Raw genomic sequence first — 14439 nt, forward strand, 5'->3', positions numbered from 1 at the left:
CTACACTTGAACCCCGCTTTTGCATCCCGCACACCGCCAGATCACAGGAGAATGCTCATGCTCAAAGGAAAAGTCGCCCTTGTCACCGGGTCCACCAGCGGCATCGGCCTGGGTATCGCCACCGCCTTCGCCCAGCAGGGCGCCGATATCGTCCTGAACGGTTTCGGCGACGCGGCCGAGATCGAAAAGGTGCGCGCCGGCCTGGCCGACAAGCATGGCGTGAAGGTGATCTACGACGGCGCCGACCTGTCCAAGGGCGACGCCGTGCGTGGCCTGGTCGAGAGCACGGTGCGGCAGTTGGGCCGCATCGATATCCTGGTCAACAACGCCGGCATCCAGCACACCGCGCTGATCGAGGACTTCCCCGCTGAAAAGTGGGACGCCATTCTTGCGCTCAACCTGTCGGCCGTGTTCCACGGCACCGCCGCCGCCTTGCCGCACATGAAGAAGCAGGGCTTTGGCCGCATCATCAACATCGCGTCGGCGCACGGCCTGGTGGCCTCGGCCAACAAGTCGGCCTATGTGGCCGCCAAGCACGGCGTGGTGGGCTTCACCAAGGTCACGGCGCTGGAAACCGCCGGCCAGGGCATTACGGCCAACTCCATCTGCCCGGGCTGGGTCCGCACCCCGCTGGTGGAAAAGCAGATCACCGCGCTGGCTGAGAAGAATGGCGTCGACCAGGAAACCGCTGCGCGTGAATTGCTGAGCGAAAAGCAGCCGTCGCTGCAATTCGTGACGCCGGAACAATTGGGCGGCACCGCCGTGTTCCTGGCCTCGGACGCCGCGGCCCAAATCACTGGAACGTCCGTCTCCGTCGATGGCGGCTGGACGGCGCGTTAATCAAGTAAAGGAATCCCCGAATGTTGTTTCTGCTTTCCCCCGCCAAGAAGCTGGACTACGACTCGCCGCTGCACATCGAGACGCATACCCAGCCGCTGTTCGTGGATCAGGCCGCCGGCCTGATCAAGGTCTTGAAGACCAAGTCCGCGGACGATATATCCGAACTGATGAGCCTGAGCCCGGCGCTGTCCGAGCTGAACGCGCAGCGCTACGCCCACTGGAAGCGCTCCTTCACGCAGACCAACTCGCGCCAGGCCGTGCTGGCCTTCAATGGCGACGTGTACGAAGGGCTGGACGCGTCGACCCTGTCGGCCAAGCAGCTGGAATGGGCGCAAGAACACGTGGCCATCCTTAGCGGCCTGTACGGCGTGCTGCGCCCGCTGGACCTGATGCAGCCCTACCGCCTGGAAATGGGCACGCGGCTGGAGACGCCCAAGGGCAAGAACCTGTACGAGTACTGGGGTTCGACCATTGCCGCCTACCTGAACGAACGCCAGGAAGGCAAGAAGTCGCCGGTGATCGTCAACCTGGCGTCCGAAGAGTATTTCAAGTCGGTCGACCTGAAGACGCTGAAGGCTCGCGTGGTGCAATGCGTGTTCCAGGACTGGAAGAACGGCGCCTGGAAGATCATCAGCTTCCACGCCAAGCGCGCACGCGGCTTGATGGCCCGCTACGCCATCCAGCACAAGGTCACCAAGCCCGAAGGCCTGCAAGGCTTCGACCTGGAAGGGTACGCGTACGACGCGTCGGCATCGTCGGAAGACAAGCTGGTGTTCCGCCGCAAGCTGTAAGGGGCGATTGCCGTATGGGGAGGCCGGACGTGCTTGTGATGGCGCGCGGGTTTATCGACCGTAGGATGGGTGAAGCGCGAAAGGGCGTAGGCAAGAACTCGTTTGTCGAGCGCGCGGAACCCATCAAGCGGCGGTGAATCCTTAGCGGCTTCAGCCACAACGCAACCGATGCTTGATGGGTTCCGCGCGTTTGGATATCAGGTCCTTGCGGGCATTCTCCCGCGCTTCACCCATCCTACGACCCGTCTCTCCACGTGAGAATCTTCAGGACGCCGCCGCCGCCACCGGCGGCGCGTGCGTCGGGTCGGCCAAGGCCTGCAGTTCTTGCCGGATCATATGGGACGCCTTCAGCATCTGCTTGACGGGGTAGGCCAGCGCGGCCTGTTCGCCTTCGGTGTCGAACTGCGTGGGCAGGTTCGCGGCGATCTCAGGACGGCGTTCATCCAGCAGGTCGACCATGCCGTTCATGGCCAGTTGCACCGCTTCGGGCGTCTTCGGCAAGGCCGCCAGAATGGGGATCGCCGCGGTAATCTGCGAGGCCAGCACGTGGTTCTGGATCAGCAGGTTATTGAGCTCGGGCACGCTGACCTGGTGCGATTTCGGCTCGCTCATCATGCGATAAAAGGCTTCGGCGAAATTGCTGAACGCGATGTGCACGTTCTTGCGCGCCAGGCGCCACGCCAGGTCGGCATCGATCACCGCCGGCTTGTCGGCCGCGGCGTCGCCGACCGGTGCGCCATGCGCCTGCATCGCATCGGCATAGCGCAGGCCGGCGATCAGGTATTCGCGGTTGGCCCGCGTGGCGGCGGCAGCCAGAGGCTTCAGGTAGCGGGCCTCCCACCACGGCAGGATGTAGCTGCACACCAGCGCCAGCGCGCAGCCCAGCAGCGTGTCGAGGGCGCGTTCGCCGATCACGGACATGGACACGGTGCCCGGCGACACGAAGTGGAACACCAGCACCACGAAGAGCGTGTTGAAGATGGCGCTGGCCATGTAGTTCAGCTGCACCAGGCTGTTGCCCATGACGCAGGCGCCCAGCAGCACGGCGAAAAGTATCTCTGGCCGGTCGGTGACGTTGAACAGGAGCAGCGCGCAGATGCAGCCGATCAGCGTGCCGCCCAGCCGCCAGCCGTTGCGCTGCCGCGTCAGCGCAAAACCCGGTTTCATGATGATGACGATAGTCAGCATGATCCAGTAGTTGTGCGCCGAAAACGCCGGCGACAGCCAGCGGCTGGCCAGCGTCATGGCGATGGCTGCGGCCGCCGTCACGCGCAGCGCATAGCGGAAATGCGGCGAATCCAGCCGCAGGTTGCTGGTCAAGAGGCCGAAGCGGAATTCCTGGCGCGAGATGAATCGCGTCAGCGACTTGTTGATGCGCAGCACATCGGTGGGCTTGGCATCCGGCGAAGCCGCGGTGTGGTCCGCCAGCCGGTCGACGATGCGGGCGGAATTGCGCAGCCGGCGCAGCACCTGGATGATCAGCGCCAGCATCTCGGGTTCGCGCTCGCCCAGGCCCTGTTGCTTCAACTGTTCGATCTCGTATTCGATGGCGCGCAATTCGGCGCGGGCGCTGCTGCGGTACTGCACCTGGCGGCCGCGCGACACGTCCAGCGCGATGCGGTTCAGCTCCAGCGACATCTTCACCAGTGCGTCCCGCATGAACATCAGGCAGTCGTTGCCGGCCAGCGTGCGGCGCAGCGCCGCGTAGTCGGTGTGCGTGGCTACCAGCGTGTCCAGCAACTGCAGCATGTCGACGAACATGTTCCAGATCATCACCCGCTGGCGGTCGCCCAGGCCCTTGCCGCGGGGCAGGGCGCGCAAGACCATGTCGCGGGCGGCCTGATGCTTTTCCGTCATGACGGACTGGCGCTGGATCAGCGTTCGGTAGGCCTCGTCCAGGTCGGCGGTCGCGTCGTAGAAGGCGGCGCGGGCCGCCACGTAGTCGCCGGTGGCAAACAGCGCCACCGACATGGCTTGCTGTTCCTCGCGTAGCCAGAACAGGCGCGAAAAGCCCAGGCTGAACACCACGTAGAACAGGGCGCCGCCCAGGGTGGCGGCGGCATGCGCCAGGACCTCGTGCGGCTCCAGCGGCGAATGCATGGTCAAGGTCATCAGGAGCAGGCCGGCAAAGCCGATCAGCCCGCCGCGCTTGCCGAACACGGTGAACATCGAATAGACGAAGCACTGGGCAATGACGACCAGCCAGATCAGCACCGGGTGCGTGGACGCCAGCCCGGTGATGATGACGGTCAACGTGCCCAGCGCGGCCCCGCCCAGCATCTCGTTGGTGCGATGGCGCTGCGGCCCGCCCGGCTGGTCGATGATGGCCAGGCACTGCGCACCGAAAGTCGCGACCAGCCCCGTGGTGTAGTTGCCGAAGATGCCGCCCAGCACCAGCACGGGCAACAGCATGCCGACCCCCTGGCGCACCCCTCCGAAGAAGTAGTGGCTATAGAGGAAGCGGCGGATGCTGGCAATGCGCAAATCCATGGGAAGGCGGCGGGCTGTGGGCGACCGGATAAGTATAGAGACGTCGTCTGGATTTTTGGGGTCAGATCGTTACCGGAGTTTCCCTGCATGCTCGGTGCATCGCCCGTGCAACGGTTGTCAAACCTTGATTTGCTACCTTTGACGCAACGCGGTAAATTCCATCTCTTGCGTCGGTCTGCCTATCCGAAACCGGCGCGTTGAGGCGGATGGCCAGGGTCACCTCCCAGCCATCCTGCCGCAGTGATACTTGCTGTTGGCCGCGCCACAAGCGTGTGTTGCCAAAGCTTCCATTTCGACCTCCAGCGTCCCCCAGGGGCGTTTGCACTGCGTTCTGTCGAGCGTGTGCCGGGTCGGCAGGGTGTCCGGGTGGCGTGGCTCCGTGAGCCGCTAAGCGCCGGATCATGTTGTCGTAGCCGGTATGGGTTCCGTTGCCGCCGTATCCGGGCGAGCAGCAGTCAGGGTTGCAGGGCCGGTACTGAAAGGAAATACAACATGGAAATGAATGGCGCCGATATCGTCGTGCGCTGCCTGGCCGATGAGGGCGTGGAACACGTTTTCGGCTATCCCGGCGGCGCAGTGCTTTACATCTACGACGCGATCTTCAAGCAAGGCAAATTTCAGCATATCCTGGTTCGTCACGAGCAAGCTGCCGTGCACGCTGCCGATGCCTATTCGCGCTCGTCGCAAAAGGTCGGCGTCTGCCTCGTGACCAGCGGCCCGGGCGTGACCAATGCCGTCACCGGCATCGCCACCGCCTATATGGATTCCATCCCCATGGTCATCATCAGCGGGCAAGTGCCCACTGCGGCCATCGGCGAGGACGCCTTCCAGGAATGCGACACCGTCGGCATCACGCGTCCCTGCGTCAAGCACAACTTCCTGGTGCGCGACGTCAAGGACCTGGCCGAAACCATGCGCCGCGCGTTCTATATCGCGCGCACGGGCCGTCCCGGCCCGGTGCTGGTGGATATCCCCAAGGACATCACCGTCGCACAGTGCAAGTACACGCCGCCCAAGGGCGAGATCTCGATGCGTTCCTACGCGCCCGTGAACAAGGGCCACCAGGGGCAGATCAAGAAAGCCGTGCAGATGCTGCTGGCCGCCGAGCGGCCGATGATCTACACGGGCGGCGGGGTCATCCTGTCGAACGCCGCGCCCGAGCTCAACAAGCTCGTGTCGCAGCTGGGCGCGCCCTGCACCAGCACCCTGATGGGTCTGGGCGGCTACCCGGCCAGCAGCGGCCAGTTCGTGGGCATGCCCGGCATGCACGGCACGTACGAAGCCAACATGGCGATGCAGCACTGCGACGTGTTGCTGGCTATCGGGGCCCGTTTCGACGACCGTGTGATCGGCAATCCCAAGCACTTCGCGCAGAACGCCCGCAAGATCATCCATATCGATATCGATCCGTCGTCGATCTCCAAGCGCGTGCGCGTGGACGTCCCGATCGTCGGTAACGTCAAGGACGTGCTGGCCGACCTGAGCGCCCAGTACGAAGTGGCGGCCGCCGAGCACAAGCCCGCCTCCATCACCAAGTGGTGGGAGCAGGTCGAGACCTGGCGCGGCAAGGAATGCCTGAAGTTCGCCAACTCGGATGAAGTCATCAAGCCGCAGTACGTGGTGGAAAAGCTCTGGGAAGTGACCGGCGGCGACGCCTTCGTCACGTCCGACGTGGGCCAGCACCAGATGTGGGCGGCCCAGTACTACAAGTTCGACAAGCCGCGCCGCTGGATCAACTCCGGCGGCCTGGGCACCATGGGTGTGGGGCTGCCGTACGCGATGGGCGTGCAGATGGCCAACCCTGGGCACGACGTCGCCGTCATCACCGGCGAAGCGTCGATCCAGATGAACATCCAGGAACTGTCGACCTGCCACCAGTACCGCCTGACACCGAAGATCGTCTGCCTGAACAACCGTTTCTTGGGCATGGTCCGGCAATGGCAGCAGATCGATTACGGCTCGCGCTATTCCGAGTCCTACATGGATTCGCTGCCCGACTTCGTCAAGGTGGCCGAGGCCTATGGCCACGTGGGTCTGCGCATCGAGCGTCCGGCAGATGTCGAACCGGCGTTGCGCGAAGCGTTCGGCAAGCACAAGGAACGCCTGGTCTTCCTGGATTTCATCACCGACCGCACCGAAAACGTGTGGCCGATGGTCAAGGCAGGCCGCGGGCTGACCGAAATGCTGCTTGGCTCTGAAGACCTGTAAGGAGGCCACTATGAAGCACGTGATTTCCGTCCTCCTCGAGAACGAACCCGGCGCGCTGTCGCGCGTGGTGGGGCTGTTTTCCGCGCGGGGCTACAACATCGAGACCCTGACCGTGGCGCCCACCGAGGATTCCACGCTGTCGCGCATGACCATCGTGACGACCGGTTCCGATGAAGTCATCGAACAGATCACCAAGCACCTGAACCGCCTGGTGGATGTCGTTAAAGTGGTGGACCTGACCGAAGGCGCCCACATCGAGCGCGAGCTGATGCTCGTGAAGGTGCGCGCCGTGGGCAAGGAACGCGAAGAGATGAAGCGCATGGCGGACATCTTCCGCGGCCGCATTATCGACGTCACCGACAAGTCCTACACCATCGAATTGACCGGGGTGCAGGAAAAAGTACAGGCCTTCCTGGAGGCCCTGGACCGCAGTGCCATCCTTGAAACCGTACGCACCGGCGTGTCCGGCATCGGACGCGGTGAACGGATTTTGAAGATTTGACCGGCCTTCCAGGCCAAGCCGCACCCTACATCTGAACCAATCGAATATCCAAATACTGGAATCTGGAGCACAACCATGAAAGTTTTCTACGACAAAGACTGCGATCTGTCCCTCATCAAAGGCAAGACCGTTGCCATCATCGGCTATGGTTCGCAAGGCCACGCGCACGCGCAGAACCTGCATGAGTCGGGCGTGAAGGTCATCGTCGGCCTGCGCAAGGGCGGCGCTTCGTGGAACAAGGCCGCCAACGCCGGCCTGGAAGTCAAGGAAGTGGCTGATGCCGTCAAGTCCGCCGACATCGTCATGATGTTGCTGCCCGACGAGAACATCGCCTCGGTCTACAACAAGGAAGTGCACGCCAACATCAAGGCTGGCGCCGCCCTGGCTTTCGCCCACGGCTTCAACGTCCACTACGGCCAGGTCGTGCCGCGTGAAGACATCGACGTCATCATGATCGCCCCGAAGGCCCCGGGCCACACGGTGCGCAACACGTACAAGCAAGGTGGCGGCGTGCCCCATCTGGTGGCCGTGTACCAGGACAAGTCGGGCGCCGCGCGTGACGTGGCCCTGTCGTACGCCAGCGCCAACGGCGGCGGCCGTGCCGGCATCATCGAAACCAACTTCCGCGAAGAAACCGAAACCGACCTGTTCGGCGAACAAGCCGTCCTGTGCGGCGGTACCGTCGAACTGATCAAGGCCGGTTTCGACACGCTGGTGGAAGCCGGCTACGCGCCCGAAATGGCGTACTTCGAATGCCTGCACGAACTGAAGCTGATCGTCGACCTGATCTATGAAGGCGGCATCGCCAACATGAACTACTCGATTTCGAACAACGCCGAGTTCGGCGAGTACGAAACGGGCCCGAAGATCGTCACCGACGAAACCCGCAAGGCCATGCGTCAGTGCCTGACGGACATCCAGACCGGCGAATACGCCAAGAAGTTCATCCTGGAAAACACCGCCGGCGCCCCGACCCTGACCTCGCGCCGCCGCATCAACGCGGAATCGCAGATCGAGCAAGTGGGCGGCAAGCTGCGCGCCATGATGCCCTGGATCGCCGCCAACAAGCTGGTGGACAAGTCCAAGAACTGATCGACGCCCATGCGCGGGGGGTTAACCCTCGCGCAACAGCGGTCAAAGCGGCATGCCTGCGAGGGCATGCCGCTTTTTCTTGGCTTATTGCTCAGGCACGCGGCTTGCTCTGTCCCGCAAGCGGGGCCAGATGGGTTAACCTTTCACAGTCCGTTGTAAGTTATTGAGACCATGCCCAATTTTTCCATGCGCGATTCCGAGAACCGCCACCGAAGCATCTACCTGCTGCCCAACGCATTCACCACCGCGGCGTTGTTCGCGGGGTTCTATGCCGTGGTGCAGGCCATGAACGATCGCTTCGAAGTCGCCGCCATCGCCATTTTCGTGGCCATGGTGCTGGACGGCATGGACGGCCGGGTTGCCCGGCTGACCAACACGCAGTCCGCCTTCGGCGAACAATACGACTCGCTGTCGGACATGACGTCCTTCGGCGTGGCGCCCGCGCTGGTCATGTACGAGTGGATCCTGAACGACCTGGGCCGCTGGGGCTGGCTGGCCGCCTTCGTCTACGTGGCCGGTGCCGCCTTGCGCCTGGCACGGTTCAACACCAATATCGCCGTCGTCGACAAACGCTATTTCCAGGGCTTGCCCAGCCCGGCTGCGGCCGCGCTGGTGGCGGGTTTCGTCTGGCTGGCCGTGGACAATAAACTGCCCATCCATGACAGCCTGATGGCCTGGGTGGCGTTCACGCTGACCATGTACGCCGGCATCACCATGGTGTCGAACGCCCCGTTCTTCAGCGGCAAGAGCTTCGCCCTGGGCCGCAGCGTGCCGTTCTGGGGCATCTTGCTGGTGGTGGCGGTGTTCGTCTTTGTGTCCAGCGATCCCCCGGTCGTGCTGTTCGGCCTCTTCGTGCTGTACGGCCTGTCGGGCTGGATCATGTGGGGCTGGCGCTGGAACAAGGCCCGCCGCCTGACGCAAGAGCGCCGCGGCCATTCTTCCTGACCCGCTCGCACTATTCAAAACAAAACCCGCCGATTCGGCGGGTTTTGTTTTTGGGGCGGGGGGGGGCGTCAGCGCCACATGAATTTGTCGTCGTCGTACATGGGGTCGGGGCCGGGATGGAAGTGCGTCAGCTTGCTGCCGTCGCGGCCCATGTAGACGTACATCAGCGAATTCCAGACGCCGTTCTCTTTATAACGGTACGACCACACGACTTCGCGTTTTTCGCCCAGGCCGGCTTCCTCGATGCGGGCAGGCGGGCCGAATTCGCAGCGCACGCGGTCCGGTCCCCATTCGCCCACTTCCAGCACCTTGAAGTGCTGGTCGGTCAGCAGCGGCACCACTTGGCCCACGCGGCCGTCGGTGCCCACATTGGTGCCCCAGGCATACTGGCCCATCGGTTGTTGCGTCCAGATGACGCGGCGCCCGCCGCCAGCTTGCGGGCATTCGAAGTTGGGCTGGCCGAACTGGGTCAGGACCTCGCCGTAGGGCGTGCCGGGGGGCACCTGGGCCAGGTTGGCACAAGCCGCAAGCCCGGTCAGCGCCAGCGAGGCGAGGGCAGCGCGGGCGGTTTTGTAATATTTAGACATATCTTTGCTCCTCTGGGGCGCCGGTCGGGCACCTGCCGGCCTCTGCCGATCGGCCGAAACCGTCTCTGGGGTAATTCTAGCGAATCAGCTATAATCATCGAGCTTTATCAAGTGTATTGATTTTGCAAGATGCTTTGCGCCGGCAGTCCGGCTGGAGAAGGAACCGCCTTCAGAGGGCCCCTTCACAGCTATTGAAGCAGCAGTGAGAAAGCAAAAACGCTTATCGCCGGGATCACGCAAATTTTTTCCAAACCACGTCAGGGCACCTCGGCCCTGTCGCATGTCCGAAGAGGTCATCAATGTCTGTAGCTGACATCAAGAAATCCGATATCGTTGCGCAATTCCAACGCGCTCAAGGCGATACCGGCTCCCCCGAAGTTCAGGTGGCTCTGCTCACCGCCCGTATCAACGAACTGACTGGTCACTTCAAAGAACACATGAAGGACCATCACTCGCGCCGCGGTCTGCTGCGTATGGTCAGCCGTCGCCGCAAGCTGCTCGACTATCTCAAGGGCCGCAATCCCGATTCGTACCGCGCTCTGATCGAAAAACTCGGTCTGCGTAAGTGATCGACGGGGCTGGCTCCCCATGACGCAATAACCGTGGTCGGTGCGACGTATTGTCGCGACGGCCACGGTTTTTCATTTGTAAGGAATAATCGTCATGTTCAACAAAGTGACAAAATCGTTCCAATACGGCCAGCATACGGTCGTTCTGGAAACTGGCGAAATCGCTCGCCAGGCCTCCGGCGCCGTTGTGGTGTCGATCGAGGACACCGTTGTTCTGGCCACCGTTGTGGCTTCCAAGAAGGCCAAGCCGGGTCAAACGTTTTTCCCGCTGACCGTCGACTACATCGAGAAGACCTACGCTGCCGGCCGTATTCCGGGTGGGTTCTTCAAGCGTGAAGGCAAGCCGTCCGAAAAGGAAACGCTGACCTCGCGCCTGATCGACCGTCCGCTGCGTCCGTTGTTCCCCGAAGACTTCTACAACGAAGTCCAAGTGGTCATCCACACGCTGTCGGTCAATCCCGAGATCGATCCCGACATCGCCGCCATGATCGGCGCCTCGGCCGCTCTGGCCATTTCGGGCATCCCGTTCAACGGCCCGATCGGCGCCGCGCGCGTGGGCTACATCGATGGCCAGTACGCCCTGAACCCGACCGCTTCGCAGCTGAAGTCGTCGAAGCTGGACCTGGTTGTCGCCGGTACCGAAAACGCCGTGCTGATGGTGGAATCGGAAGCCCAACAGCTGTCCGAAGAAATCATGCTGGGCGGCGTGGTCTACGGCCACGAGCAAATGCAGGCTGTCATCAACGCCATTCACGAACTGGTGAAGGACGCTGGCAAGCCCGACTGGGACTGGCAAGCTCCGGCCAAGGACGAAGCCCTGATCGCCGCCGTGACCTCGGCTGCCCAGGAAGGCCTGAACGCCGCCTACCAGATCCGCGAAAAGCAAGCCCGTACCGCCAAGCTGCGTGAAGTGTCGGCTGACGTGTCGGCCAAGCTGGCTGCCGCCGCCGCTGAAAAGGGTGAGTCGCTGCCGGATGCCGTGACCGTCGACAACATCATGTTCTCGCTGGAATCGGCCATCGTCCGCGGCCAGATCCTGAACGGCGAACCGCGTATCGACGGCCGCGACACCCGCACCGTGCGCCCCATCAGCGTGCGTCTGGGCGTGCTGCCCCGCGCACACGGCAGCGCGCTGTTCACCCGTGGTGAAACGCAAGCGCTGGTCGTGGCCACGCTGGGCACCAAGCAAGACGAACAGATCATCGACGCGCTCATGGGCGAGTACCGTGACCGCTTCATGATGCACTACAACATGCCTCCGTTCGCCACTGGCGAAACGGGCCGCATCGGTGTGCCCAAGCGCCGCGAAATCGGCCACGGCCGTCTGGCCAAGCGCTCGCTGATCCCGCTGCTGCCGGCGCCTGAAGACTTCCAGTACACGATCCGCATCGTGTCGGAAATCACCGAGTCCAACGGCTCGTCGTCGATGGCTTCGGTCTGCGGCGGCTCGCTGGCCATGATGGACGCCGGCGTGCCGGTCAAGGATCACGTGGCCGGCGTGGCCATGGGCCTGATCCTGGACGGCGGCAAGTTCGCTGTTCTGACCGACATTCTGGGTGACGAAGATCACCTGGGCGACATGGACTTCAAGGTTGCGGGCACCGAAAACGGCGTCACCGCACTGCAGATGGACATCAAGATCCAGGGCATCACGAAGGAAATCATGCAAGTGGCGCTGGCGCAAGCCCGCGAAGGCCGCCTGCACATCCTGACCAAGATGAAGGAAGCGCTGGACGGTTCGCGTGGCGAACTCTCGGCTTTCGCCCCGCGCATGCTGACCATCAAGATCAACCCCGAGAAGATCCGCGACGTGATCGGCAAGGGCGGCGCCACCATCCGCGCGCTGACCGAAGAAACCGGCACGCAGATCGACATCTCCGACGACGGCACGATCGTGATCGCCAGCGTCGACGAAGCGCAGGCCAAAGAAGCCCAGCGCCGCATCGTCGAACTGACCGCCGACGTCGAAGTGGGCCAGATCTACGAAGGCTCGGTCCTGCGTCTGCTGGACTTCGGCGCCATCGTGCAAGTGCTGCCGGGCCGTGATGGTCTGCTGCACATCTCGGAAATCGCCAACTACCGCATCGCGAACATCAACGATGTGCTGAAGGTCGGCCAGCAAGTCCGCGTCAAGGTCATCGAGGCCGACGACAAGGGCCGCCTGCGCCTGTCCATCAAGGCGATCGGCGGCATCGAAGCGCAGCAACCCGCTGCCGCTACCGAAGCAGCCCCCCAATCGGAACCGCAAGCTGAATAAGCTGGCAGGCTGATTGAATGAAGAACGGCGCCGCGAGGCGCCGTTTTTTATTGTTGCGCCACAATAAATCGGCCAGCGGCCTGATTCATCTTCTTGCGACTTCACCCCGCTGACGTCTCCCATCTTCGCCGACCTTGCTGTAAAGTCTTGCGGCAGAAAAGGGGGAATCGGATGAGTCAGGTATGACGGGATGGCCAGGTGGCGCCACCGCCGCGGTGCTGCTTGTCGTGCTGCTGACTGGCTGCATGAGCAGCCCCGGTCCGGGCCAGCGCGGACCCAATAGCGAGGATATGTCGGCCGATCAGTTCGGCCAGACCGACTTCAACCGCACCGTCACGCTGGAAGTCCGCGACAATCTGGCGAGCCTGTATTCCCTGCTGGACAAGCTCTACCGCCGAAACCCCCGAGAATGGCGCAAGACCGGCGTGGCGGACCAGAAGACGGCCGTGAATCGCGTCAAGCACGCCATCGAGGTCCGCATCCCGCCCAGCGACCTGGCCGGCCTGCGCGACATCCAGATCCTGGCTGTGTCGCTGGACCCCAATTACTCGGGCGACCGCGTCGGCGCCTTCATCTACGGCCTGGCCGACACCATCATCGCGGCCCACAACGGCAAGACCCGGCTGTATGCCACCGACGCGCTGGACGGCCAGCGGGTCTACAATGCCGCACGGAATGTCGAGGCCGCCGCCTGGTTGCTGGCGTCGCGCCGCAACAATCAAGGCGAGCCGCTGTTGCTGGCCAACGAAATGTCCCCCAACGCCACGAACCTCAGCTTCGAGCGGGAGTTCGGCGCCATCATCGGCCGGCTGGACCTGATCGCCAACCTGCTGGGTGAAAACTCGCGGCGCATCGGGATCAACTATGCGCAGGGCCTGCTGCTGTTCAATTTTCTGCCTGTCCGCTAACCGGATCTACCCATCGTGATCGATATCGCATCTATCCAGACCGCCCGCGAAAACCTGCGCGGCCAGGTGCTGAAGACCCCCTTTACCCTGTCGCGCACGCTGTCCGACATTTTCGGTGCCGAGATCTGGCTGAAGTTCGAGAACCTGCAGTTCACGGCTTCGTTCAAGGAACGCGGCGCGTTGAACCGCATGCTGACCCTGTCCGATGAAGAGCGCGCCAAGGGCGTGATCGCGGTATCGGCCGGCAACCATGCCCAGGGGGTGGCTTACCATGCGCAGCGCATGGGCGTGCCCGCCGTGATCGTGATGCCGCGCTTCACGCCGACGGTCAAGGTAGCCAACACGCGCCGCTTCGGCGCCGAAGTGGTGTTGGCGGGCGACACCTTTGACGACGCCAAGGCCCATGGCTATGAGCTGGCGCAAGCGCGCGGGCTGATCATGATCCACCCCTATGACGACGAAGCCGTCATTTCGGGGCAGGGCACCGTGGCGCTGGAGATGCTGGAAGACCAGCCCCAGCTGGACACGCTGGTCATCGCCATCGGCGGTGGCGGCCTGATCTCGGGGATCGCCACGGCAGCCAAGGCCTTGAAGCCGGGCATCGAAATCGTTGGCGTGCAGACCGAGCGCTTCCCGTCGATGTACGCCGCCGTCAAGGGCGTGTCCATGCCGCAGGGCCAGTACACCATTGCCGAAGGCATCGCCGTGAAGTCGCCGGGCGCGTTGACCCAGCCCATCGTCAGCCAGCTGGTCGATCAGATTGAACTGGTCAGCGAAAGCGATATCGAGCACGCCATCGTCGTGCTGCTGGAAATCGAGAAGACCGTGGTGGAAGGCGCCGGCGCCGCGGGTTTGGCCGCACTGCTGCGCGCGCAGGAAGCGGGCAGCGACCGCTTCAAGGGCAAGCGCATCGGGCTGGTGCTGACGGGCGGCAACATCGATCCGTTGATGCTGGGCGAACTGATCGAACGCGGCATGGTGCGCGCCGGGCGTCTGGCCCGCATCCGCGTGGACTTGCGCGATTTGCCGGGCGCTTTGGCGCACGCCACCAAGCTGATCGCCGATGCCCAGGCAAACATCACCGAAGTGCATCACCAGCGCGCGTTCACCTCATTGCCGGTGCGTAACGTTGAAGTGGACTTCGTGTTGCAGACGCGGGGTCCCGATCACATCCTGGAAGTGATCGACATTCTGAATGCTGCCGGGTTTGCGGCCAGCAATCACGATCACTAGAAACGGCGGTTAGCCGA

General features: G+C 63.1%; 12 protein-coding genes. 10 read left to right on the forward strand and 2 right to left on the reverse strand.

Going from position 1 to position 14439, the window contains the following annotated elements:
* Positions 1 to 57 precede the first annotated feature (57 nt).
* Together AC3WMU_RS20570 and yaaA are read left to right on the forward strand one after the other, a co-directional pair.
* Complete coding sequence (locus AC3WMU_RS20570; RefSeq protein ID WP_088587808.1) at positions 58 to 840, forward strand: 3-hydroxybutyrate dehydrogenase; 783 nt, start codon at positions 58 to 60, stop codon at positions 838 to 840.
* Positions 841 to 860: 20 nt separating this feature from the next.
* The gene (gene yaaA, locus AC3WMU_RS20575; protein ID WP_006223606.1) at positions 861 to 1631 is read left to right on the forward strand and encodes a peroxide stress protein YaaA; all 771 of its coding nucleotides are present in this window, start codon (positions 861 to 863) and stop codon (positions 1629 to 1631) included.
* 264 nt (positions 1632 to 1895) lie between these two features.
* Here yaaA and AC3WMU_RS20580 read toward each other — a convergent pair whose 3' ends face one another.
* Positions 1896 to 4121: an FUSC family protein gene (locus AC3WMU_RS20580; protein WP_006223607.1), complete on the reverse strand. Its 2226-nt coding sequence runs from the start codon at positions 4119 to 4121 to the stop codon at positions 1896 to 1898.
* A gap of 438 nt (positions 4122 to 4559) precedes the next feature.
* Here AC3WMU_RS20580 and AC3WMU_RS20585 point away from each other — a divergent pair, with 438 nt between their 5' ends.
* The 4 genes from AC3WMU_RS20585 (at position 4560) to pssA (ending at position 8868) form a co-directional block, all read left to right on the forward strand.
* A complete protein-coding gene (locus tag AC3WMU_RS20585) occupies positions 4560 to 6329 on the forward strand; it encodes an acetolactate synthase 3 catalytic subunit (protein WP_492283045.1) in 1770 nt (589 codons plus the stop codon).
* A gap of 10 nt (positions 6330 to 6339) precedes the next feature.
* Positions 6340 to 6831 (forward strand): acetolactate synthase small subunit, encoded by a 492-nt coding sequence (gene ilvN, locus AC3WMU_RS20590; RefSeq protein WP_006223608.1) that lies wholly within the window; start codon positions 6340 to 6342, stop codon positions 6829 to 6831.
* A 75-nt stretch (positions 6832 to 6906) separates the two neighbouring features.
* Positions 6907 to 7923 (forward strand): ketol-acid reductoisomerase, encoded by a 1017-nt coding sequence (ilvC, locus tag AC3WMU_RS20595; RefSeq protein WP_006223609.1) that lies wholly within the window; start codon positions 6907 to 6909, stop codon positions 7921 to 7923.
* Positions 7924 to 8094: 171 nt separating this feature from the next.
* Positions 8095 to 8868 carry a CDP-diacylglycerol--serine O-phosphatidyltransferase gene (gene pssA / locus AC3WMU_RS20600; RefSeq protein WP_006223610.1) on the forward strand — a complete coding sequence of 258 codons (774 nt, stop codon included), beginning with the start codon at positions 8095 to 8097 and terminating at the stop codon, positions 8866 to 8868.
* Positions 8869 to 8936: 68 nt separating this feature from the next.
* Here the strand turns inward: pssA and AC3WMU_RS20605 are convergent, their stop codons facing one another.
* Complete coding sequence (locus AC3WMU_RS20605; RefSeq protein ID WP_492282889.1) at positions 8937 to 9455, reverse strand: hypothetical protein; 519 nt, start codon at positions 9453 to 9455, stop codon at positions 8937 to 8939.
* Between the two features lie 299 nt (positions 9456 to 9754).
* On the opposite strand from AC3WMU_RS20605, the gene rpsO reads away from it, so the two are divergent.
* The 4 genes from rpsO (at position 9755) to AC3WMU_RS20625 (ending at position 14422) form a co-directional block, all read left to right on the forward strand.
* Positions 9755 to 10024, forward strand: a complete 270-nt coding sequence (gene rpsO / locus AC3WMU_RS20610) for a 30S ribosomal protein S15 (RefSeq protein WP_006223612.1) — start codon at positions 9755 to 9757, stop codon at positions 10022 to 10024.
* Between the two features lie 94 nt (positions 10025 to 10118).
* Positions 10119 to 12281 (forward strand): polyribonucleotide nucleotidyltransferase, encoded by a 2163-nt coding sequence (gene pnp / locus AC3WMU_RS20615; protein WP_006223613.1) that lies wholly within the window; start codon positions 10119 to 10121, stop codon positions 12279 to 12281.
* A gap of 182 nt (positions 12282 to 12463) precedes the next feature.
* Positions 12464 to 13189 carry a hypothetical protein gene (locus AC3WMU_RS20620; RefSeq protein WP_492282890.1) on the forward strand — a complete coding sequence of 242 codons (726 nt, stop codon included), beginning with the start codon at positions 12464 to 12466 and terminating at the stop codon, positions 13187 to 13189.
* Between the two features lie 15 nt (positions 13190 to 13204).
* Positions 13205 to 14422: a threonine ammonia-lyase gene (locus tag AC3WMU_RS20625; RefSeq protein WP_006223618.1), complete on the forward strand. Its 1218-nt coding sequence runs from the start codon at positions 13205 to 13207 to the stop codon at positions 14420 to 14422.
* The last annotated feature ends 17 nt before the right edge of the window (positions 14423 to 14439 follow it).

This window comes from Achromobacter sp. FW305-C-13 (assembly GCF_058783475.1).